The following is a 22957-nucleotide window of genomic DNA, read 5'->3' on the forward strand; positions in this document are numbered from 1 at the left end:
GAGAGTTACCTGAATGGAAACCAATCCGCTCATACTTCTCATAATCTAAAAAGACGGTCAATTCCGTTCTTAAGAGTGTATTTACGGCCAATTCTAGATGAGAACGAAAACATTCGTTTAAATCACCTTTTGTGGCTAGAGTCTGTAAGATATCTGTAGTAAGATTGTTCATAGGGAAGTCCTCTTTTCTGTGAATGTAGTGTGGTAACTCTATTCTACAGAAGGGGCTTCCTTTTTTCTATTTACACAAGATATTTTACACTCTCGGATTATAGTGTTATTCTATCGATTTATGTTAGATTTATTCACATATAATGATATATGTAAGTTGCGAAAGAGGGGTGTTTTCGCGTATAATAAGTATTGTTAGAATAATATGAGAAAAGTTTCTACAATTATTAAAATTCAAGGAAAGTTGGAGTGAAACATGAAGTTTTTTAGATGGTTATCTATGAGTTTAGTTGTAATGTTAACCGTACTTGTCGGTGCACCGGTAATGAATACGGTTGTGCAGGCACAAGAGGATAATGAGCCTTACATTATTGCTACAGATACAACATTTGCCCCATTTGAGTATCAAGATGAGAATGGTGACTTTGTTGGGATTGATATGGACCTATTGGAAGCAATCGCTGAAGATCAAGGTTTTGAATATGAGATAAGACCACTAGGATTCAATGCAGCTTTACAGGCTGTAGAGAGTGGACAAGTTGATGGTATGATTGCAGGTATGGGAATTACAGAAGAGCGACAAGAATCTTTTGACTTCTCAGATCCGTACTATGAAGCAGGAGTGCAATTCGCTGTTTTAGAAGATAGCGATATTGAATCGTTAGAAGATTTAGAAGGAGAAAATGTTGCCGTTAAGACCGGTACAACCGGTATGGCAGCAGCTGAATCAGTGGCTGATGAATACGGCTTTACGATTTCAACCTTTGAAGATTCAGTTAACATGTATGAAGACTTACAGGCAGGAAATTCTGTCGCAGTCATTGAGGATTACCCAGTGATGGCTTATGCAGCACAAACAGGTGGTATTCCATTACGCTTTATCGGCGAACAAATGGAAATAACCGATTATGGCTTCGCTGTTCAAACAGGTGAGAATCCAGAATTAATTGAAATGTTCAATGCGGGGTTAGAAAGTGTCCGTGAATCTGGTGAGTTTGATGAAATTATTGATACACATTTAGGTGAGATTGATTTAGCTGAATCAGAATCAGATTCTGAAGAAGAGGAAAGTTCACAAGAATCAGAAGCAGCAGTTGTCGCTGATCCAGATCGAACTTATATAATTGGTACAGATACTACGTTCGCACCATTTGAATACCAAGATGAGAATGGTGATTTCGTTGGTATCGATATGGACTTATTAGAAGCAATCGCTGCAGATCAAGGTTTTGAATATGAGATCAGACCACTTGGTTTCAATGCGGCTTTACAAGCTGTTGAGGCGGGTCAAATTGATGGTATGATTGCTGGTATGGGGATTACTGAAGAGCGACAAGAATCTTTTGACTTCTCAGAACCATACTTTGAAGCGGGAGTTCAATTTGCGGTTTTAGAAGACAGCGATATTGAATCATTAGAAGACTTAGAAGGTCAAAATGTTGCAGTTAAGACCGGTACAACGGGTATGGCAGCAGCTGAGTCAGTGGCTGACGAATACGGCTTCACAATCTCAACATTTGAAGATTCAGTCAATATGTATGAAGACTTACAAGCAGGAAATTCTGACGCAGTGATTGAAGATTACCCAGTGATGGCTTATGCAGCTCAAACAGGGGGTATTCCATTACGCTTTATCAGCGAACAAATGGAAGTAACAGATTATGGATTCGCTGTTCAGACAGGTGAGAATCCAGAATTAATTGAAATGTTTAATGCGGGACTCTCAAATGTTCGTGAGTCAGGTGAATTTGATGAAATTGTTAATACGCATTTAGGCGATACAGACATGGCGAATGCAGACCCAAGTTCCGAAGGGGAAGAGGGTTCAGAAGAAGCTGAAGAAGTTGTGGCTGATCCGGATCGTACTTATGTGATTGGTACAGATACAACATTTGCACCATTCGAGTTCGTTGGAGATGACGGCGAATACGTTGGTATTGATATGGATTTACTTGCAGCCATCGCTGCAGATCAAGGCTTTAATTATGAGATTCGTCCATTAGGATTTAACGCGGCTTTACAAGCTGTTGAGGCGGGTCAAATTGATGGAATGATTGCTGGTATGGGGATCACGGAAGAACGTGAAGAGTCGTTTGATTTCTCAAACCCATATTATGAAGCGGGAGTTCAATTCGCAGTCTTAGAAGATAGTGACGTTGAGTCATTAGAAGATTTAGAAGGTCAAAACGTTGCTGTTAAGACTGGTACAACAGGAATGGCAGCAGCTGAGTCAGTGGCTGACGAATACGGCTTTACGATTTCAACATTTGAAGATTCAGTCAATATGTATGAAGATTTACAAGCAGGAAACTCTGTTGCAGTTATTGAAGACTACCCAGTAATGGCTTATGCGGCTCAAACAGGGGGTATTCCATTACGCTTTATTGGTGAACAAATGGAAGTAACTGATTATGGATTCGCAGTTTCTGAAGGTCAGAACCCAGAATTAGTTGCTTTATTCAATCAAGGACTAAGTAATATTCAAGCCTCTGGTGAGTATGATACAATAATATCGAACTACTTAGGTGAGGAAGAATTAGAAGAAGAATCTTCTTCAAGTGGTTTCTTCGGTTTAATCGAACAAAATGGTCGTGCTTTACTTAACGGATTATGGACAACTTTATGGATTACATTAGTGTCATTTGCAATTGCAGCCGTTATTGGTATTATCATTGGTTTAATGCGCACGTCTGGTAATATTATCTTATCATTCATTGCTCAAGTGTATATTGACTTGATGCGTGGTACGCCGATGATCGTATTATCATTCTTCGTATACTTCGGTATTCCACAATTAACAGGTTGGACATTCGGAGCGGTAGCAGCCGGGATTACTACCTTAAGTATAAACGCAGCGGCTTATATTGCTGAAATTGTACGTGGTGGTATTAATGCGGTTGATGTCGGACAAGATGAAGCGGCACGAAGTTTAGGGTTGAACAAAGGTAAGACAATGAGACGAATTATCTTACCGCAAGCGTTCAGAATTATGATCCCTTCATTCATTAACCAGTTTGTTATTACACTGAAAGATACATCAATTCTATCAGTAATTGGTTTAGTAGAATTAACTCAAACAGGTCGAATTATTATTGCTCGTACTTATCAATCAGGAGCAATGTGGTTAATCGTTGGATTAATGTACATTATCTTGATTACAATCTTAACTAAGATTTCTAATAGACTAGAAAAGGATGTGTAACCAATGGCAGAGGTAAAAGTAAAAGGATTAAAGAAAAGCTTTGGTAGTAATGAAGTTTTAAAAGGCATTGATTTGCATGTAAACTCAGGAGAAGTTGTTTGTATTATCGGCCCTTCGGGTTCAGGTAAATCAACATTACTTCGTTGCCTAAACCGCTTAGAAGAAATCAACGGCGGTGAAGTGAATGTTAATGGTGTGAATATCAGTGCAAAAGATACAGATATTAACTCTGTTCGTAAAAATATCGGAATGGTATTCCAACACTTTAACTTATTCCCCCATTTAAGTGTTAAAGAAAACATCACTTTAGCACCGGTTGAACTTGATGTGTTATCAAAAGATGAAGCAGATAAAAAAGCATTAGATTTATTAAATCAAGTTGGACTTGATGATAAAGCTGATGCATATCCAAACTCATTATCAGGTGGACAAAAACAACGTGTGGCAATTGCGCGTGCATTAGCCATGGATCCAGATATTATGTTGTTTGACGAACCAACGTCAGCACTTGACCCTGAGATGGTTGGAGATGTTCTTAACGTTATGAAAGATTTAGCGGCACAAGGAATGACAATGGTTGTTGTAACTCACGAAATGGGATTCGCTCGTGAAGTTGGAGACCGTGTCATCTTCATGGATGGTGGCTATGTAGTGGAAGAAGATCTTCCTTCAGTACTATTCAGTAATCCTAAAGAAGAACGTACGAAATCATTCTTAGACAAAGTATTAGTTTAATTAGTATTTGAACGAGGTAGCTTTCGGGCTACCTTTTTTATTTTCTTAAAATATTTAAAAATGTCTTGGAATTATCCAAATAGGCTTGTTGTTTCAGCGATTCTCGACTACAATATATCAAGATATAAAGGAGCGATTAAATATGAAAAGCAGTGTTGAAAATGTAATGAGTTATAAAGATATAAATGTTCCTGAGGAAAAATTAACAATTGAAATACCTTCATGGGATGCCGTGGCACAACCATTAGTTGACCATGCGCGCAGACAATATGAAGAGATGATCAATGAACCGGTTGACGAATTAACGAACGAAATGGTAGACGCTCTAGCTTTACCAGGGGTTAAAACAATTCAACAACTTAAACAATCGGGGATGGAAGTATACCAACGTAACCAAACACAGTTACAATTCTATAATGAAGTTTTACCATTCATCTTAAAATATTATGCAGACAATTCAAACGTCATCTTAAATAGTGAAGAACGCGACAGTTATGTTACGGATTATTTAAGACAAGTGAAAGCTTACGCCGATCAATATAACATGCCATTAGAGCAATATGGGCGTGAACAATTAAAACTTGAAGGAAATATTAATGAACAACTTGAGAAACGTGCGGAAGAAGACTTTATCTTTAAAGTGATTGCACATCGTGTCTTTGAGAATCAAGGTGGACGTTTAGATGAAGAAGCTTACGAGCAATTTATTCACCGTAATGTTGTCCAACAAGGGGCAGACGAAATCGAGTTAAGAGAACGATTCTCCTATAATGCATTTAAAGAAATGATGCCAGAAATGTCTCTATCACAAGATATTTACGAGTACTTCAGTAAACGTATTACCTTTAAAATCAACCCTGATGCAAAACTTCGTGTGTAAAATAATATTGAACTTATCATTAAAATGGATATAATAATGTTATGTCTAAAATTAAAGCAAACAAGAAAGGAGGGTTGTATTGGAGAAAGATAAAATGAAGCGTTACGGAATAATTGGAGGCATTGCCGGTGGTATTGTCATTGTATTGGCTGTCATCTTTTTCTCTATTGGGCAACCCTTTACAAATAAATCCGCAAATTCACTCGGTGAAGAATTCAATCAAGCTGAAGAAATTACGCCAGCTGAACTTGTGGAACAGCATCGCTATGACACTTTGCATCTTCAACCGAAAGCCAGTGTATTAATTGAAGATTTAAGATCATCCGTTGTCAATGTGGGGGTAGCGAACCGAACTGAGACGCCACTTCTAACGGAAGTTGCTGAAAATGATGAGGAATTAACTCCAGAAGAAGAGTTACCTGAGATTGTTCCATGGTTTTACTTTAGTCCGAATGTAGCAATTGTCTCACCCACTTCTTATGTGAATCAAGAACGTTTATTGTCTGAAGAGAGTTTAAACGGCTTTGCTTGGTACGCAGTTGAAGGGGAAGAATTATTATATCGTAATGATACTCCATACACGGGGTGGCATAACATACCTGAGGAAGGTTGGTTTTACTTTCTAAAAGGTAAGCAACAAGATATTGGCTTTAGTTTGGAAGAAGCTGAAGAGTTAAGTCAACACCGTAATATGTTATTAAATTTAGTACCTACGGATGCACCTGATTTCTTCTTTATTGAAAGACCTTATGAATATACAAAGATGAGTGAGGTCAAACCTGTTGATTACAGTATTCTTTATAAAGCAACAGATTCATTGATTCTTAGTGCACCACCTAAGACACAAAACTCAACGATGAGAACGACGACAGAAGGTTTCTATGATATGCCGATGGAAGTTGTTGCTGAGTACACTTCTTTCGATGAAGAATGGTTACATGTTTACATTGGTTATGAGGAATTAGGTTGGGTTCGAAAAGATGAGACAGGTACAGATTACGTGGAAACTTACTACAGTGAACGTGAGTTGTTAGATACGATGGAAGCAGTCATCTGGGAAGAAATTGGAATGATCAACGCTAACGTTGGGGCATCTTTTATTAATAATGAAACGATGGCTCAAGTTGATATTAATAACCAACAATTCTGGCCTGCAAGTACGCAGAAAATCTATGTTCTTGGTGAAGTCTACCATCAATACAAGACGGGTGAATTATCACCAGATACTTATGTGACGATGACGGATTGGGATAAAGTGCCTGGAGCGGGGATTATTCAAGGTCAGCCAAGTGGAAGTATGTATACGGTTGATGAATTGGTTAACTTAGTCACGGTTTATAGTGATAATACAGCCGCGAACTTATTAATTGATGTTGTAGGTGGTGGATACATTATCAACCCGCATATCCATCAATTAGGTCTTTATGAGACGTATGTGAATGGGAAGTATTATAGTGAAGATACTTACTTTACAACTACGCCTCATGATGCGGCGCGCTACTTCGCCTTATTAGATAACAACCAAGTCAATGGTGAACCATGGGATGCGATGTTAATTAATAAGTTGACTATGAATACACATAACTTCTTACGCCAATATATTCCGTCTTCAACCACGTCTTGGAATAAGTCTGGTTTAGGAGAGACTGAGCAAAATGATATCGCCACATTTATCACACCCTATGGGGCGTATTCATTAGCTGTTTACACGTCTTATCCAGGAGATTATGACAGCATTTCAGACCAGGTAGGGAATTTATCTCTACGTGTTCATAATGTCTTTAATGAATTAAGATCACAGTTGTGGATAACTGTGGAGTAATCACACTTTTAGCAAGTGCCGTTTCGGTGCTTGCTTTTTTGTTATAATTTTTATCGTATTTAAGAAAGCGTTTTGCTATAATAGATGACATCTAAAATAAGGGAGTGATATTGTGAATCAACGTGAGAATATTTTAAAACTCATCGAACAAAATAGTCGCTTAAAGGCGAGTGAAATCGCGACAATGCTTGATATAGAAGAGAGTGTTGTTGAACAAATTATTACTGAGTTAGAAGAAGAAAAAGTCATTATCGGCTACCATACTTTGATTAATTGGGATAAGACTGAAGATGAATATGTTTCAGCGATGATTGAAGTGAAAGTGAATCCACAACGCGGTCAAGGCTTTGATCGGATTGCGAGTTTGATTTACAATTTTCCCGAAGTTGAAGCAATGTATTTAATGTCAGGTGGGTATGATTTTTCAATTGAATTGAAGAAAGCCCCCATGCGAGAAATTGCCCGTTTTGTGACAAGTAAATTATCTGTGATTGATGAAGTTCAATCGACAGCAACGCACGTTATTTTGAAAAAATATAAAGATCATGGAACATTATTTGATAATGATGATGAAGATCGTAGGATGGCGGTTTCTTTATGAGAGATTTCGTGAATGAACACGTCAAAAAAATAAAACCTTCAGGAATTCGCCGCTTTTTTGATATTGCTAATGAGATGGATAATGTTATTTCATTAGGAGTGGGGGAACCTGATTTCGATACACCGTGGCATATTCGTGATGAAGCGCGCGACGCAATGAGTCGTGGACGGACATTCTATACAGCTAATGCTGGTTTGATGGAGTTACGAGAAGAAATAGCTGGGCGACTAAGTCGTAAGCATCAATTAGATTATAATCCTAAAGAAGAGATTTTAGTGACGATTGGTGGGAGTGAAGCGATTGATATTGCTTTACGGGCAACGGTTTGTCCCGGGGACGAAGTTATTTATTTAGAACCGGGCTATGTTTCTTACTTGCCTTGTATTGAGTTGTCTGGCGGGGTTCCCGTTCCGATTGCTTTACAAGAAGCAAATCAATTCCGTTTAACGGCGGAAGAACTAGAAGCAGCGATTACACCGAAGACGAAGATTGTTATTATGAATTTTCCAAACAATCCAACTGGTGCAATATTAGAGCAAAGTGACATTGATGCGTTAGCTCGCGTTATTATGCAGCATGACTTGCTTTTAGTGACAGATGAAATTTATGATGATTTGACCTATACTGAAAGTGCGCATGTAACATTGGTTTCAGTACCAGGAATGAAAGAGCGCACAGTTTATATTAATGGTTTTTCTAAAACCTACGCGATGACCGGTTGGCGTTTAGGCTATTGTTGTGGGCCGAAAGCAATTATGGAACAGATGATTAAGATTCATCAGTTTACAATTATGGCTGCACCGACACTGAGTCAATACGCTGGTATAGAAGCTTTGAAAAATGGGGATGCATCGGTTGAAGAGATGCGCCAAAGTTACAATCAACGTCGACGCTATCTTTTAAAAGAGTTAGATCGAATTGGCTTAACTTGCTTTGAACCTTTAGGAGCATTTTACATCTTCCCAAATATCCAAGAATTCCAGATGTCTTCAGAAGATTTTGCGACACAATTACTGTTAGAAGAGCATTTGGCTGTCATTCCAGGGTCTGCCTTTGGGGACAGTGGAGAAGGGTACATCCGAATCTCCTATGCATATTCGATTAAAGAACTGAAAGTCGCAATTAATCGCTTAGAGCAATTCGTTCACAGATTAAGAGAGAAAGCATTGTACGGCGAAGTAGCACATTAATAACATGATGGAGGATATTATGACTAAACAAAATGGACCACTACCAACACGTGATTTATTAAATAAAGAAGAGACTTGGGACTTATCATTACTATTTGCAACCCAAGCAGAGTACGAAAAAGCAATAGAAGCCTTAAAAGAAAAAGTAGCAACTTTTAATACAGATTATAAAGGGAACTTAACAAATGTTGGAACGATTTTAAGTGCTTTAAATGATTTTGATGATATCAATGTTAGGATGGGGAAAGTATTTCAATACGGTTCTTTAGCCTATGAAGTAGATAAATTAGATGATACGAATGAAGCAAATGCGTTAAAATTAGGCCAATTAAGTGAGTGGCTTGGCGTTCGTTTATCATTTTTTGAATCGGAATTAGCGAACTTATCTGAAGAGATGTTAAATGAATTATTAGTGACTGAGGAAGGGCAAAGATTTAAAGCTTTTATCGATCGAATCAAATATAATAAACCAATGATGCTAGATCCTATGATTGAGGAAACTCTAAGTAGCTTATCGGGATCACTAATGAATCATAGTGATATGTATAATACAGTTAAATTCCAAGACATGGTCTTTCCAGACTTTGTAGTGGGTTCTGAAACTTACAGCAATTCCTTTGCTGGTTTTGAGCAAGATTTTGAAGGGCATATGAATAAAGAAATTCGCCATGCTGCTTGGAAATCATTCCACCAAGGCTTAAGCAACCATCAACATACGGTTGCTGCCAATTATATTAACCATGTTCAAACTGAGAAGAAAATGGCAACTTTACGTGGCTTTGATTCTGTGTTTGATTATTTACTACACGATCAACAAATTTCACGTGATAGTTATAATTTAATTATCGATACCTTAACTACGGAGTTAGCGCCAGTATTTAGACGTTACGCGAAGTTATTAAAAGAAGAACAAGGGTTGGATAAAGTTACTTTAGCTGACATTAAGATGCCATTCTCTAAAGATGAACCGATGTCGATTAGTATTGATGAGAGTCGTGAGATGATTGAGTCAGCTTTATCTGTCTTTGGGGATGAGTATTTAAGTTATGTGAAGCAAGCCTTTGAAGAACGCTGGATTGATTACCCGATGAACCAATCAAAATCAACAGGTGGTTTCTGTTCAACGATTGCTGATGGACCGTCTTATATTCTGCTTAACTGGACTGGTTTATTAAGTGAAGTGCTTGTGCTAGCCCATGAGTTAGGCCATGCAGGGCATTTCCAATTAACTTATCAAAACCAATTAAGTATTACACCGGAAGCAAGCTTGTATTTTGTTGAAGCACCTTCAACAGCAAACGAAGTCATTATGTGCCAATATTTATTAAATCAACCGATTGAAAATGATGCGAAACGCTCATTAATTGCGGAATTTATTACAAGAACTTACTTCCATAATATGGTGACACATTTATTAGAAGCGGATTTCCAACGCAAAGTTTACGAAGCAGTAGATAATGATGAAGTATTAAATGCTAACCGTCTAAATGGGTTCTTTAAAGAAACGTTAGAAAACTTCTGGGCAGATGCTGTAGAAATCAATGATGGTGCTGAATTAACTTGGATGCGCCAACCACATTACTATATGGGCTTATACTCATATACTTATTCAGCTGGTTTAACGATTGGAACTCAAGTGGGTCAGATGATTGCTGATAATGATCAAGAAGCTGTGTCAGCTTGGTTAGACAATTTAGCAGCAGGCGGAACGAAAGATGCGCTTGAATTAGCAGCCAATGTGGATGTAGATATGACCAATGCGGACGCGATTCGTCAAGCAATTCAATTCGTTGACGGCTTAATCGATCAAATCGAAGAGCTTGCTTAAGTTACAGTTGTGTTACAAAAATGGAGTTATGCAACAAAAGAGTTAAGGGTCATTAACAGATGGCTTTTAGCTCTTTCTTTATATTTGAACTTGAGTTAATATATCATAAGTCATCAAAAATGATATTTAATTATTTTAAATATAAAGGGGTATTACATAAATGAGAAAATCACTAAAACTTGTGGCAGCTACAATTGCAGTTTCTGCTTCATCAATGGCGATCAATAGTGCTGAAGCACAAGTCATCGGTGATAACGAAGCATCAGGGACTTGGACCGAGCGTTCAATCGTAGATGTTGCCGATTCAATAAATAAAGAAATTGCTGAAACAGGCAAATATACAATTCAATGGGGAGATACTTTATCAGTTATCGCAGAAGCGTTAGGGCTATCTGTTGAAGAAGTAACAGTATTAAACCAACTTGAAAATCCTGACTTAATTATTGCAGGTTCAACATTAGCTTTTAACGAAGAGCACCATCAAGTGACTTTCGCTAATGAAGATTTAGGTGAAGAAGTGACTTACTCAACTGAAACTGGTGAAGAAGTAGAACCAGTTGAAACAGAAGAGGTTATCGAAGAAGTCGTAGAACCAGAAGTAACTGAACCAATGACTGAAGATGGACTAGTATTAAACACAGTTGAAGAATGGATTGCGCCTGAAACGCAAGAAGTTGAAGCAGCTGAAGAAGTATCAGAATTCACTTATGAAACAGCAGAGGTTTCTTACCCAGAAAACTTAGTCACTTGGGAAGAAGAAGTAACAGAAGAAGTTGTTGCTGAAGAAACACCTGTAGTCGAAGAAGAAATTATTGAAGAATCAGTGGTAGAAGAGCCTGTACTAGAAGAAGAAACCACTGAAGTTGTGGAAGAAACTCCTGTCGTTGAAGAAATCGTTGAAGAAGAAATCGTAGAAGAAGTGGAAGAACCAACTTACGAAACTGATTTAAATGTTTTTGAAGAAACTCAACCATGGGAAGTAGTCGAAGAAGAAGAGCCAGTGGTAGAGGAACCTGTTGTTGAAGAGCCAGCTTCTGGTTCAATTGACTACTACTCAGCAAGTCTTGGTTCAATGCCAGAAAATGCTGGTCTATCAGAATCTGAATTAGCAGCTAAATTAGAAATCCGCCGTCGTGAAAGTACACATAACTATGATATTTATAGTGTATCTGGAAACCACTACGGAGCTTACCAAATGTTAGATTCATACTTCACGACATATGGATATGGTGATAGATCACCAGCCAGTCAAGAAGCAGCAGCTAACGGATATGTTGCATCACGTTACGGAAGCTGGCAAGCGGCTTTAGCTCACCACAACGCGAATAACTGGTACTAAAATTTAACTATATTTAAAAAAAGTCGAAACAACTAGAAATAGTTGCTTCGGCTTTTTTTCTTAGACTTTTGTTGGCTTGATTAATACTAATAGGCATTAAATTATCGTCTTCTCATATATAAAATTTATATTTGTCTTTTCACTTGAGATAGTGTTAGAATATTTTTAGAGCTAAGACAAAGGAGTTATTTTGAATGAATCACAAAACAATTATGGAGTTTCATGGGGGCTTAGATACGATCGGCGGTAATATAATCTCGCTAGTGTACAATGGCTATCGTATTATTACAGATTTTGGGGCAGTTGTAGGTGTTGATATTAATGAATTAGCATATCAGAGAAATACGCAAGCATTATATGATGACAACAAATTGCCTAAAATTGATGGTCTATTTAGACAAGAAGCTTTAGAAGGTAATTCAACATTAAGTTATGAAGCTTCAGACTTAAAAACGATTGTATTAATTTCACATCTACATTTGGACCATGTGGGGAGCTTGGCTCATTTACATCCGGAAATTCCTGTCTATGCAACCGAGACAGCGGTTGCTTTATATCATTCGTTGAACAAGCACGAATTTCTACCGGACTATCCAGTAAATTGGACACCAGTAAAACCCGGTGAGACGATTGAACATGGTGAGTTTTCAATTACTTTTCATCTAAGTGATCATGATACGGAAGGGGCGGCAAGTATCTTTATTAAAGCTCCTGATGTTAAAGTGATTTACTCAGGAGACTTGAGATTAAGTGGTTTCCATCCGGAAAGAGTGATGGAGACAACGATTAAAGCAAAAGCTTTCCAACCAGATATCTTATTACTTGAGGGAACAAGTTATAGTTTCAGCGAAACGATTGAACCATCTGCACTTGATAAGGCATTAGAACCACTGATTGAACGCTTAGGCAGTCACACAGAATTTGGCTTAATGCGAGACGTACGTGCTTTAATTAAAGACTCAGATAAATTAGTAGCATTTAATGGTTATCCACAAAATGTGGATCGCGTGGTTGAATTAGCGCATTTATTCAATGAGTATAAACGCACATTTGTACTGCAAGCGAGTCTATATAATCTAGCATTCGAATATGTCAAAGACTTAGATTATGTCGCTCCTTTAGCAACGGAAGATGCGAGCTTTGGTGTGAGTATTCAACAAATTCAGGAAAACCCTGAACAATTTGCACTTCAAGTGGATGAATTCACTTACGAGCAGCTATATGTTCTACCAAAAGGAATCTTACTTCATTCAAATGGTGTTCCTTTAGGATCATTCATGGAAGGTTATGAAACTTATATTCGTGGCTTACACGATAACGGTTGGCGAGTGGTTGATGCGGGTGTGTCAGGACATGCTTCTAAAGAAGATTTATTAGCGGTTGCCTACACAATTAACGCAAAAGTCACCGTTCCTTGGCACACAAAATTGCCAGAACTATACAGTGAAGCCCTTGAAACGTATGGAGTTACAACTTGGTTACCTGAATATAACAAGCAATATTCTATCGATTCAATGAAGGAACTGAGTAAGTAGAGGAGAGATAAAGTGAGTCAACAAGTTATTAGATTAATTGTAACAAGCGATACCCATGGACATTGGTTAAATCAACCAGATAATCCTAAGGCATCTTTATTCAATACCGCAACTTGTATTGAAAATTTAAAAGCCAAAGATGCTGCTGTGACTTTAACGATAGACCTAGGTGATTTTATCCAAGGGTCATCTTTTGCAACCTACTTGAGTCAAGAACGTCAAGACGGAAGAGTTATTGCTCGAGCAATGAATGTGATTGGTTATGACTATCAATTGATTGGGAATCATGAATTTAACTTTGGGCAAGATTACCGCGACCAGATAATTGAAGATTTGAATGCGGATTTACTTGTCAGCAATATTATTGATGATGCGACGGGCAAACCATTTTTAGGTAAACCCTACGATATCATTGAGCGAGAAGGCATTAAGATTGGTATTGTAGGAGTAACAACTTCTTATATTCCAAACTGGGAATTGCCCGCCCATTATGAGGGGTTACGATTTGAGGATGCCTTTGAATCCGCTAAGTATTACGTTGAAATAGTGCGTGACCAAGTGGATGTTGTCATATTAGCGTATCATGGTGGTTTCGAACGAGATTTAGTCACTAAGGAACCTTTAGAAGAATTAACGAAAGAAAACCAAGGGTCTGAAATGTTGGCGGGTATTGAAGGGGTTGACGTCTTATTAACAGGTCATCAACACCGCGAGTTGAATCAACAAGTGGGCCAAACTTACGTCATTCAACCTGGCTATGCCGGTGAAATTGTAGCCGAAGTCGAAATTGAATTAACGGATAATCAAGAGGTTTCAGGAATAAACGGTACACTTCATAATACGTCTCAATGTGAGGTTAACCAAGCAGTTAAAGCTGTCATGGAACCTGAAATTACTGATGGAAATAATTGGTTGAATACCGTATTAGGTGTCGCACCTTTAGAACAAGTGACTACAAGTCCGATTGATGCGCGTCTGAATGGCCATCCATTTATTGAATTATTAAATCAAATTCAATTCGATGAAACAGGGGCTGATTTTAGTTCTGTGGCTTTAGTTAATGACGCTTTTGTAAATTTCCACGGTGAAATTACGAATGAAATTTTATTAAAGAGCTATCCTTTCTATAATCTAATCGCTAAAGTGAATGTCACGGGTAATGACCTATATGAAGTCATGGAATTCAACTTACAATACCTAGAAGTAAACGCTCAAGGTAATATCCAGGTGAATCCAGAATATGTTGAACCTAAACCAAGACATTATAACTTTGACGTCTATAGTGGAATGACTACAACCGTTGATATGACACAACCTGTTGGTCAGCGAGTGACAAGTATTGTTGATGATCGAACTGGAAAAATGCTGGATAAAAATGCTACTTACAGTGTGGCCTTATCTCAATACCGTGCCGTCGGCGGGGGAGACTTTAAGTGGTATGGTAAAGAAAAAATTGAATCAATCTCAAATATTGATATCGCGACTTTAATGAAAGATGCGCTAAGCACATATTCTCAAGAAAAATGGGACTATATTAATTCGAATTATCAGCACCTTAAATGGGAACCAAAATTAAATGTCGCTGATATGAATAACCCATGAGAATTATTAGGATACGATTATTTTACATAGAATTTACAAAAAATTAACAGTAGCTTGGTATACTGAAATAACTTGAGAAGGATGAGGTGTAAGTATGCAAGTAAGATTTGAAGACGTGACACTGAAATTTGGAGATAAGACAGTATTAGACCGTATTAATTTCACTCTACCTAGTAGCGAATTAATTTCATTTTTAGGCCCAAGTGGTAGTGGGAAATCAACAACATTGTATCTCATATCTGGTTTGTTAGATGCAACGGAAGGAAAAATCTTCTTTGATGATAAAGAAGTAACGAATTTAGACCCAGTTAAACGGGGTGTGGGTTTAGTATTCCAAAACTATGCGCTTTATCCACATTTAACCGTCTTAGAGAATATTATGTTCCCTTTAAAAATGGCTAAAGTGAGTAAAAAGGAACGCCGTCGCATCGCCACTGAAATGGCGGAGTTAACTAAGATCGGCGATCAACTAGATAAATACCCACGTCAATTATCCGGTGGTCAACAACAAAGGGTAGCGATTAGTCGTGCCTTAGCGAAATCACCGTCAATTCTATTAATGGATGAGCCATTAAGTAACTTGGATGCGCGTTTGCGTATTGAAATGCGTGAAGAAATTCGACGTATTCAAAAAGAAACGGGTGTTACAACCGTGTTTGTAACCCATGACCAAGAAGAAGCTTTAAGTATCGCAGACCACGTTATGGTCCTAGACGATGGGGAAATTCAACAAATGACAGATCCTGTTACTTTATATGAAGACCCTAAAAACTTATTTATTGCGAAATTTATTGGGTCGCCAATTATTAATATTTTTACAAAAGAATCGCGTTCTATCAATAAAAAACACTCATTCTATAATAAAGACTGGTTCCACTTTGGAGTTCGTCCAGAACATCTAGTTGTAGCTAATGAGGAATCACACTTATTAAGTGCAACAGTTGAACGTATCGAACGTGTAGGTAAAGACATCACAGTTCATTTAAATAATGACAGTGAGAAATTCATTGTTTCTGATGTCGATACTGAAGGCTTAAATGTTGGCGATACAATTTACTTTAATGCCGATGAAGCAAACACTTTATACTTCGACATAGAAGGGAATCGCCTGGAAAGCAGGGATAAAGATGAATAAGAAGGCAACAGTAAAAAGTACTTTAGTCTCTTTACTTTATTTAGCACCAGCCATTATTTTTATTGGTATTTTTACGATTTATCCAATCTTTAAATCGATTGATATGAGTTTTTATACAGACTTTAATATCTTTTCGGGTGAGATTAATGCTCGTGGGATGGATAATTATCAAGAGTTACTCACTGACCCTGAGTTCTTCAAAGCTTTAAAGAACACAGCAATTTATGTTATTGGTGTAGTACCTGCATCGATTACTATATCTTTGTTTGTAGCTGTATTACTGAATTCAATTCCTAAATTCCAAGGCTTCTTCCGTTCTGTTTACTTCTTACCTTTTGTAACGAGTACGGTTGCGATTTCAGTAGTTTGGAGTTGGCTTTACCACTCTAGATATGGCTTAATTAACTATATCTTAGGACTCTTTGGTGTTGATGCCATCAACTGGCTAGGAGATCCTGATAACGCGATGATAGCCGTCATTATCATGGCGATTTGGAAGGGGTTAGGTTTTAACATCCTGCTTCTATTAGTTGGATTAAATAATATTAGTGATAATTATTATCGCGCCGCTAAAGTTGATGGGGCAGGAGTTTGGGCAAGATTTACAAACATTACTATTCCACTCTTAAGACCGACATTGTTCTTATTGTCAGTCGTTGGAACGATTAATTCATTTAAAGTGTTTGATGAAGTCTTTGCTTTATTCAATGGACGACCTGGACCGGCAGGCTCAGCAACGACCGTTGTTTACTATCTATTTAGAAAATTCTACGAACAATTCGACTATGGTGTCGCTGCGGCATCTGGAATTGTCTTATTCTTAATTGTACTTGTGATAACAATCATTCAATACCTTGGTAATCGGTATTTTGAGAAGCGAGGTGGGCAAGCATGAAAAAATTCTTACAATTATTTTCAATTTATTTAGTACTTTTTCTAGGTGGTATCTTGATGGTGTTACCATTCTTCTGGATGGTGTCAACCAGTTTGAAGTCAGCTGGAGAAGCGATTGCGATTCCACCGACTCTTTTACCAAGCAATTGGTTGTTTTCAAACTATGAAGAAGCGCTCGAAGCAGCGCCGTTCGCTCGTTATTTCGTAAACAGTGTGATTGTCACGGTGGCTTCCACTGCGGGTGAATTATTTACTAGCATATTGGCAGCTTTTGCCTTTGCTAAACTTAAATTTTGGGGTAAAGATTTAATATTTATAATATTGTTAGCTACGATGATGGTCCCAGGTGAATTGATGACCATCCCGAACTTTGTTACTTTAGCAAATTGGGATTTAATTAATACTTATTGGGCATTAATCATTCCATGGTTAGCGAGTGTATTCTCGATCTTTACTCTAAAGCAGTCGTTTGAATCGATCCCAGATGCTTTATATTATTCTGCTAAAGTGGATGGAAGTAGTGACTGGCGTTTCCTTTGGGAAATGATGGTACCACTATCTCAATCATCGATTGTCGCGGTGATGATATTGAAGGTTATCGGAAGCTGGAACTCATTCATGTGGCCACTGATTGTTACAAATGATACTAGTCTACGTACATTACCTGTCGGACTTCAAGCATTTACAACAGAAGCGGGTACGAAATTTGAGTTATTAATGGCTGCCTCAACGATTGTTATTGTTCCTATGGTTATCATCTATCTATTGTTGCAACGTTACATTATTCAAGGTATCTCAAACTCTGGACTAAAAGGTTAGTCAATATATCCTCAGGAGGGAATTATTTAATGAAGAAATTTAAATTATCAGTTGCTGCTTTAGCGGCATCAGTATCAGTAAGTGCATTTGCACCATTCACTGCCCAAGCACAAGAAGAGCCAGTAGAAATTACTTTCTGGCACGCAATGAACGGTCCTCACCAAGACATGATCACTGAATTAGTTGAAGGATTCAACGGTTCACAAGACCAATATGTTGTTGTTGAACAAAACCAAGGTGACTACAGTACTTTACAACAAAGTATTATGGCATCTGGTGTGTCTGGTGACTTACCAACAATGTCTCAATTAACAAACTCAAATACACCTGATTACCGTGATCAAGGTTTATTAACGCCATTAGACGCTTACTTAACAGAAGAAAATGGTTGGACGGACGAGTTAAAAGACGGAATCTTTGAAGGGTTCATGACTGGTGTTACTTATGATGATGGAATCTATGCAATGCCATTCTCAAAATCAGTTCGTTTAATGTTTGTTAACCAAGATTTATTAGACGAAGTTGAAGCTGAAATTCCAACAACTTGGGCTGAAGTTCAAGCTTTAGGTGAAGCTCTTGACGAAGCTGGTTTAGAAGAAGAAGCAATGGGATTAGAAAACTCTATCTCAATGGAAGTTGAAACAATGGCTCGTCAAAATGGTGCAACTTGGATTTCTGATGATTTAACAGAAGTTGAAATTGCTTCAGAAACTGCCACTGAACCTGTACAATTCATTAAAGATTTAATTACTAATGGACATGCACGTCAAGCTGGAGAAGACGGATTCATGTCAGGTCCATTCTCACAAGGTGCAAGTGCATTATACATCGGATCTTCAGCTGGTTTAGCACACGTATTACCAGGAATTGAAGAAAATGGAATTAACATGACTACAGCTGAAATTCCAGTATTCAACGATGGTGAAAACTTAACTTTATTCGCTGGTAATGATTTAGGCTTATTTGAATCAGCTTCAGAAGAAGAACGCGCTGGTGCAGCTGCATTCTTAGCTTACTTATTAGAAGGTGAAAATACAGCTAAATGGGCAATTGGAACTGGTTACTTACCAATCACTCAAGCAGGATTAGATTCTGACTTATGGCAAGACTACTTAGCTGAAAACCCACTTGTAGAAGCAGCATCAGCAGAGTTAGACTACGGTCAATCACAAGTTCCTTATGTAGGATCTTCAGAAGTATTCAGTGAAATCGAATTAGCTTTAGAAAATATTATGATTAACGACGCTGACGTTCAAGCTGAAATGCAAGGAATCGAAGACTTAGTTAAAGGACATCTTGGAGTAGAGTAATCTACTATCCGCAACAATAGAATAGATAACAAATACACTCACTGAAATTTTAGTGGGTGTTTTTTGCTTTTAGGATTGTGAATCTTAAATATTTGTGCGATTCAGATTAAACTAGCGACAAATGATAACTCCATTCGTCTTTAGATGGGCTAACTCAAGCCAAACGATAAGTCCATTCGTCTTTAGTTGAGGTAACTCAAGCCAAACGGTAACGCCATTTGTCTTTAGTTGACCTAGCTCAAGCCAAACGGCAAGTCCATTTGTCTTTAGTTGACCTAACTCAAGCCAAACGGTAACGCCATTCGTCTTTAGATGGGCTAACTCAAGCCAAACGGTAAGTCCATTCGTCTTTAGTTGAGGTAACTCAAGCCAAACGGTAACGCCATTTGTCTTTAGTTGACCTAGCTCAAGCCAAACGGCAAGTCCATTTGTCTTTAGTTGACCTAACTCAAGCCAAACAGTAACGCCATTTGTCTTTAGTTGACCTAGCTCAAGCCAAACGGCACTCACATTTGTCTTAAGTTACAAAAGGAATCCTTATTAGTTACAGCTAATTTAAATTAACGGTATTCTTCAAATTAAGCATATTATAGGTGTCCCAGACAGCTACCTTTATCTATCATGCGCCGATAGATATCAGACTTATATCACCAATTTATAAATAAACACTGATGTAACTTGATAGCAAATAAATTACATAAAAGCCATAATGATGGCTTTTTTATAAAAAATGTGAAAAAAGTGTTCTGAATTAGGGGTTTTCTGCTATGATTGTAAAAAAATCGTATGATGAATTAAAAAACGAGAAAATGTTCTACGGTTGGTGGATCGTCATTGCGATTTTAACCAATATTTCGTTACTAGGTCTTTCAGCAGTCGCTCTAGCCAATATATTCCAAACATCGGTTGCAACAGAATTGGGAATCAGTAACAGTGCCTTAGCAATTAATAATGTGGTTGTTCTAGGAATTGGGATTTTTGTTTCATCTATCGTTTCAAAAAATTTATCAGGTTCACATTTTAATAAGACTTATTTAATGGGTATTATATCGTCTATTATCGGACTTGTAAGTTACAATGTTTCTCAAAATATTTATATGTCTAAATCTTTTCATTATTTATTGGCTAAAGTAAAGCCATTACTAACAGATTCACTCTTTCCAGCAAAAGAGTATTCTAATGCCTATGGTTATGGTCAATCAGCTCAAAAATTAGGTATGGCGATTGGTTCATTAGCGGTTGCAGGGATTGTGGATGTAAGTGGTGGTTGCAATACGGCTAGGATCGTAATGACAATCTTAGGAGTTGTTGGCGGTGCGTCATGGTTAGTCGCAATTACAAACTCTAAAACTACGTGAAGTAATAATATTAAACTCCGGAACAGAGAAAGTCTGTGTCCGGAGTTTTTTGTGTGTCAAGATTATTTTTTAAAACTAAAATACCCCTGTAAAGCACGGTTAAATGCTCTACAGAGGTAAAGTATATAGAAGGGTAATTCAATTAGAATGACGCCATAACGATAAAGTTTAGGATGAATAGACCCATTGAAATCCATAAGATAGGGTGAACCTCTTTCGCTTCGCCTTTAACAATCTTTACAAGTCCATATGTAATGAAACCTGCTGCAATCCCATTAGAAATTGAATATGCCAGTCCCATGAAGACAGAAGTGAAGAAGGCTGGAACAGCGACTGAGAAATCAGACCATTCAATATCAGCAAAACTTGAAACCATTAAGATACCAACAATAATTAAAGCTGGTGCCGTTGCTGCTGTCGGAACAATACTTATAACTGGTGCTAAAAATGCTGCTAAGATAAAGCATATAGCGGTTGAAACTGAAGTTAATCCTGTACGACCTCCAGCTCCGATACCTGCAGCTGACTCAACGAAAGTCGTTGTATTAGAAGTACCAAACATCGCACCAAAGACAGTACCAATTGAATCGGCGAATAATGCGCGGTCCATTTTTGAAGTAATTCCTGTTGAATCTTCTAATTCTTGAATATCTTTATCTGTAAAGATTCCTGTACGACGACCTGTTCCAATGAATGTACCAATTGTATCGAAGACATCCGCCAAACTGAATGCAAAGATTGTCATAATAACGACTGGTAGTTTTGACAGATTAGAGAATAGGGAAGGTAAGCCGGCTGATGAAAAGATGACTAAGAAAGTATCTTTCAATTCAACAAAAGCATCCGCTAAAGTATTTTCAGAGAAATCAATCGTTGATAGATCAACTAAGCCAAATACCATCGCTAATAAAGTTGTCGCAATAATACCAATTAAAATTGCACCTTGAACATTTAAAATCATTAAAGCAATTGTAATGAATAATCCAATAATAACAACAAGAACCGTTGGTTGAGTTAAGTCAACTAACTCAGGTAAAATTCCACCACTTGTGACAACTGATTCAACGACACCGTTAATTTCAGTCCCGCCCGCTTGACCATTCACAGAGACGATATTTGATGCATCTGAAGTGAACTGTAACAAACCAGCATTTTTAATACCAAGGTAACCAATAAATACTCCGATACCGGCTGAGATTGCATGTTGTAAAAATTCTGGGATCGCAAGGATTAACATCTTACGAACTTTAGTTACTGTGATTAATACGTTAATTATCCCACAGATGAATACCATGGATAAAGCTTCTTGCCAAGTAAAGCCTAAAGCAAAGACAACTGTATATGTAAAGAATGCATTCAGACCCATACCCGGTGCAAGTGCATAAGGGACATTTGCAAATAATCCAATAAATAATGTCGAGATAGCTGATGCAAATAATGTCGCTAGAAACACTGCCTGAGAAGGCATGCCAGATAATGCTAAGATACTAGGGTTTACAAATATAATGTAAGACATTGCTAAGAAAGTTGTAATTCCCGCAACAATTTCTGTAGAAACGGTTGTGTTGTGTTCTTCCAACTTAAAAAAACGATTTAAAGCGTTCATTTTCTTCCTCCTAAAAGATGTTTATTACGCTAGTAAGTATAACAACGGACTTCTGAAATGCCTAGACCGAAACAAACGATTCGTATATATTCAGAGATGAACGTTCGTGTTTTTGATAAAAACCCATCTAAAATAATATTCACAACATATGTAGCTCATTATATACTCGTTGGCAATTATGATATAATCTATTATATGTAGGAAGAAGGTGACTTAGTATGACAAAAGAAAAAGCTTTTGTAATCGGCGATATCCATGGCATGTATCATTCGTTAGAGGTCATGTTATCTCATTGGCGCCGGGATGAAGAGCAACTAATATTAGTCGGCGATTATATTGATCGCGGACCCAATTCGGACTCTGTGTTAAAGATCGTAAGAATTTTACAAAAAGAGCATAATGCAATCCTTTTACGAGGCAATCATGAACAACTTTTCTTGAATTACTTACTTGAACCACGAAAAGAATGGAAACTTTATAAGAAAAATGGTGGTGCAACAACAATTTCCCAATTACTACAAATCCAAATCGAAGACGTTGAAGCACAAGCACCGGAGGAAGTAGTGGAGAAGCTCCTTGAGAAAGAACCGTGGTTGATAGAATGGCTGGAAAGTTTAGTTTATTACACAACTTTTGGTAATCATATTATTGTCCATGCAGGAGTAGACTTTACTAAATCAGATTGGCGTTACACTTCTTTGCATGATTTCTTATGGATTCGAGAAGGGTTTCATTATGAAAAAAATACGACCGGTCGCAACATCATCTTCGGCCATACACCTGTTCAAACATTGCATGAATCCGTCGAACCTTGGCAACGTGATGGCAAATGGGGTATCGATGGTGGGAATGTTTATGGCGGAAGCTTAATTGCTTTACGCATTGATCGAGAAGAAGTGAAGGATGTCGTAGTATTAAGATAGGAGATTT

General features: G+C 37.6%; 18 protein-coding genes and 1 pseudogene. 16 read left to right on the plus strand and 3 right to left on the minus strand.

Features of this window, described 5'->3' with window-relative positions; translation table 11 throughout:
* A pseudogene (locus ACEN31_RS02350) lies at positions 1–172 on the minus strand (IS256 family transposase); the annotation flags it as partial.
* A gap of 255 nt (positions 173–427) precedes the next feature.
* On the opposite strand from ACEN31_RS02350, the gene ACEN31_RS02355 reads away from it, so the two are divergent.
* The 14 genes from ACEN31_RS02355 (at position 428) to ACEN31_RS02420 (ending at position 19063) form a co-directional block, all read left to right on the plus strand.
* Complete coding sequence (locus ACEN31_RS02355; protein WP_407108522.1) at positions 428–3373, plus strand: ABC transporter substrate-binding protein/permease; 2946 nt, start codon at positions 428–430, stop codon at positions 3371–3373.
* A gap of 3 nt (positions 3374–3376) precedes the next feature.
* Positions 3377–4108 carry an amino acid ABC transporter ATP-binding protein gene (locus ACEN31_RS02360; protein WP_407090295.1) on the plus strand — a complete coding sequence of 244 codons (732 nt, stop codon included), beginning with the start codon at positions 3377–3379 and terminating at the stop codon, positions 4106–4108.
* 142 nt (positions 4109–4250) lie between these two features.
* Entirely contained in the window at positions 4251–4988 is a 738-nt protein-coding gene (locus ACEN31_RS02365; RefSeq protein ID WP_138404577.1) for a hypothetical protein, read from the plus strand.
* 79 nt (positions 4989–5067) lie between these two features.
* Entirely contained in the window at positions 5068–6810 is a 1743-nt protein-coding gene (locus tag ACEN31_RS02370; protein ID WP_197105140.1) for a serine hydrolase, read from the plus strand.
* Between the two features lie 112 nt (positions 6811–6922).
* Complete coding sequence (locus ACEN31_RS02375; RefSeq protein WP_407108524.1) at positions 6923–7411, plus strand: Lrp/AsnC family transcriptional regulator; 489 nt, start codon at positions 6923–6925, stop codon at positions 7409–7411.
* Positions 7408–8601 (plus strand): pyridoxal phosphate-dependent aminotransferase, encoded by a 1194-nt coding sequence (locus tag ACEN31_RS02380; RefSeq protein ID WP_407108525.1) that lies wholly within the window; start codon positions 7408–7410, stop codon positions 8599–8601. Before ACEN31_RS02375 ends, ACEN31_RS02380 begins: the two co-directional genes overlap by 4 nt.
* A 19-nt stretch (positions 8602–8620) precedes the next feature.
* Positions 8621–10429 carry an oligoendopeptidase F gene (pepF, locus tag ACEN31_RS02385; protein ID WP_407090299.1) on the plus strand — a complete coding sequence of 603 codons (1809 nt, stop codon included), beginning with the start codon at positions 8621–8623 and terminating at the stop codon, positions 10427–10429.
* 160 nt (positions 10430–10589) lie between these two features.
* Positions 10590–11768, plus strand: a complete 1179-nt coding sequence (locus tag ACEN31_RS02390) for a LysM peptidoglycan-binding domain-containing protein (protein WP_407093972.1) — start codon at positions 10590–10592, stop codon at positions 11766–11768.
* A 194-nt stretch (positions 11769–11962) separates the two neighbouring features.
* Positions 11963–13303 carry an MBL fold metallo-hydrolase gene (locus ACEN31_RS02395; protein WP_407093973.1) on the plus strand — a complete coding sequence of 447 codons (1341 nt, stop codon included), beginning with the start codon at positions 11963–11965 and terminating at the stop codon, positions 13301–13303.
* A 12-nt stretch (positions 13304–13315) separates the two neighbouring features.
* A complete protein-coding gene (locus ACEN31_RS02400; RefSeq protein ID WP_407093974.1) occupies positions 13316–14905 on the plus strand; it encodes a bifunctional metallophosphatase/5'-nucleotidase in 1590 nt (529 codons plus the stop codon).
* Between the two features lie 94 nt (positions 14906–14999).
* The gene (locus ACEN31_RS02405) at positions 15000–16040 is read left to right on the plus strand and encodes an ABC transporter ATP-binding protein (RefSeq protein WP_407090303.1); all 1041 of its coding nucleotides are present in this window, start codon (positions 15000–15002) and stop codon (positions 16038–16040) included.
* Positions 16033–16935, plus strand: coding sequence for a carbohydrate ABC transporter permease (locus tag ACEN31_RS02410; protein WP_138404569.1), 903 nt, complete (start codon positions 16033–16035; stop codon positions 16933–16935). The genes ACEN31_RS02405 and ACEN31_RS02410 overlap by 8 nt, the downstream gene beginning before the upstream one ends.
* On the plus strand, positions 16932–17753 hold the full coding sequence (locus tag ACEN31_RS02415) for a carbohydrate ABC transporter permease (protein WP_138404568.1): 822 nt from the start codon (positions 16932–16934) through the stop codon (positions 17751–17753). The genes ACEN31_RS02410 and ACEN31_RS02415 overlap by 4 nt, the downstream gene beginning before the upstream one ends.
* A gap of 29 nt (positions 17754–17782) precedes the next feature.
* Positions 17783–19063, plus strand: a complete 1281-nt coding sequence (locus ACEN31_RS02420; RefSeq protein ID WP_138404567.1) for an ABC transporter substrate-binding protein — start codon at positions 17783–17785, stop codon at positions 19061–19063.
* Between the two features lie 111 nt (positions 19064–19174).
* On the opposite strand, the gene ACEN31_RS02425 is transcribed toward ACEN31_RS02420, so the two are convergent.
* Complete coding sequence (locus tag ACEN31_RS02425) at positions 19175–19573, minus strand: hypothetical protein (protein WP_407090305.1); 399 nt, start codon at positions 19571–19573, stop codon at positions 19175–19177.
* A 257-nt stretch (positions 19574–19830) separates the two neighbouring features.
* On the opposite strand from ACEN31_RS02425, the gene ACEN31_RS02430 reads away from it, so the two are divergent.
* The gene (locus tag ACEN31_RS02430; protein WP_407108527.1) at positions 19831–20421 is read left to right on the plus strand and encodes a hypothetical protein; all 591 of its coding nucleotides are present in this window, start codon (positions 19831–19833) and stop codon (positions 20419–20421) included.
* 142 nt (positions 20422–20563) lie between these two features.
* Here ACEN31_RS02430 and ACEN31_RS02435 read toward each other — a convergent pair whose 3' ends face one another.
* Positions 20564–22027, minus strand: a complete 1464-nt coding sequence (locus ACEN31_RS02435; RefSeq protein WP_407094714.1) for an NCS2 family permease — start codon at positions 22025–22027, stop codon at positions 20564–20566.
* Between the two features lie 218 nt (positions 22028–22245).
* On the opposite strand from ACEN31_RS02435, the gene ACEN31_RS02440 reads away from it, so the two are divergent.
* Positions 22246–22950, plus strand: coding sequence for a metallophosphoesterase family protein (locus ACEN31_RS02440; RefSeq protein WP_407094715.1), 705 nt, complete (start codon positions 22246–22248; stop codon positions 22948–22950).
* Positions 22951–22957: the final 7 nt, after the last annotated feature.

It is taken from the genome of Ruoffia sp. FAM 26255 (genome assembly GCF_045528525.1).
GTDB lineage: Bacteria > Bacillota > Bacilli > Lactobacillales > Aerococcaceae > Ruoffia > Ruoffia tabacinasalis.

Excerpts from the sequence above, each read along its gene's own strand:
- ACEN31_RS02355 (WP_407108522.1), top strand. The coding sequence starts at position 428 with ATGAAGTTTTTTAGATGGTTATCTATGAGTTTAGTTGTAATGTTAACC.
- ACEN31_RS02360 (WP_407090295.1), top strand. The coding sequence starts at position 3,377 with ATGGCAGAGGTAAAAGTAAAAGGATTAAAGAAAAGCTTTGGTAGTAAT.
- ACEN31_RS02365 (WP_138404577.1), top strand. The coding sequence starts at position 4,251 with ATGAAAAGCAGTGTTGAAAATGTAATGAGTTATAAAGATATAAATGTT.
- ACEN31_RS02380 (WP_407108525.1), top strand. The coding sequence starts at position 7,408 with ATGAGAGATTTCGTGAATGAACACGTCAAAAAAATAAAACCTTCAGGA.
- pepF (WP_407090299.1), top strand. The coding sequence starts at position 8,621 with ATGACTAAACAAAATGGACCACTACCAACACGTGATTTATTAAATAAA.
- ACEN31_RS02390 (WP_407093972.1), top strand. The coding sequence starts at position 10,590 with ATGAGAAAATCACTAAAACTTGTGGCAGCTACAATTGCAGTTTCTGCT.
- ACEN31_RS02395 (WP_407093973.1), top strand. The coding sequence starts at position 11,963 with ATGAATCACAAAACAATTATGGAGTTTCATGGGGGCTTAGATACGATC.
- ACEN31_RS02405 (WP_407090303.1), top strand. The coding sequence starts at position 15,000 with ATGCAAGTAAGATTTGAAGACGTGACACTGAAATTTGGAGATAAGACA.
- ACEN31_RS02410 (WP_138404569.1), top strand. The coding sequence starts at position 16,033 with ATGAATAAGAAGGCAACAGTAAAAAGTACTTTAGTCTCTTTACTTTAT.
- ACEN31_RS02415 (WP_138404568.1), top strand. The coding sequence starts at position 16,932 with ATGAAAAAATTCTTACAATTATTTTCAATTTATTTAGTACTTTTTCTA.
- ACEN31_RS02420 (WP_138404567.1), top strand. The coding sequence starts at position 17,783 with ATGAAGAAATTTAAATTATCAGTTGCTGCTTTAGCGGCATCAGTATCA.
- ACEN31_RS02430 (WP_407108527.1), top strand. The coding sequence starts at position 19,831 with ATGATTGTAAAAAAATCGTATGATGAATTAAAAAACGAGAAAATGTTC.
- ACEN31_RS02435 (WP_407094714.1), bottom strand. The coding sequence starts at position 22,027 with ATGAACGCTTTAAATCGTTTTTTTAAGTTGGAAGAACACAACACAACC.
- ACEN31_RS02440 (WP_407094715.1), top strand. The coding sequence starts at position 22,246 with ATGACAAAAGAAAAAGCTTTTGTAATCGGCGATATCCATGGCATGTAT.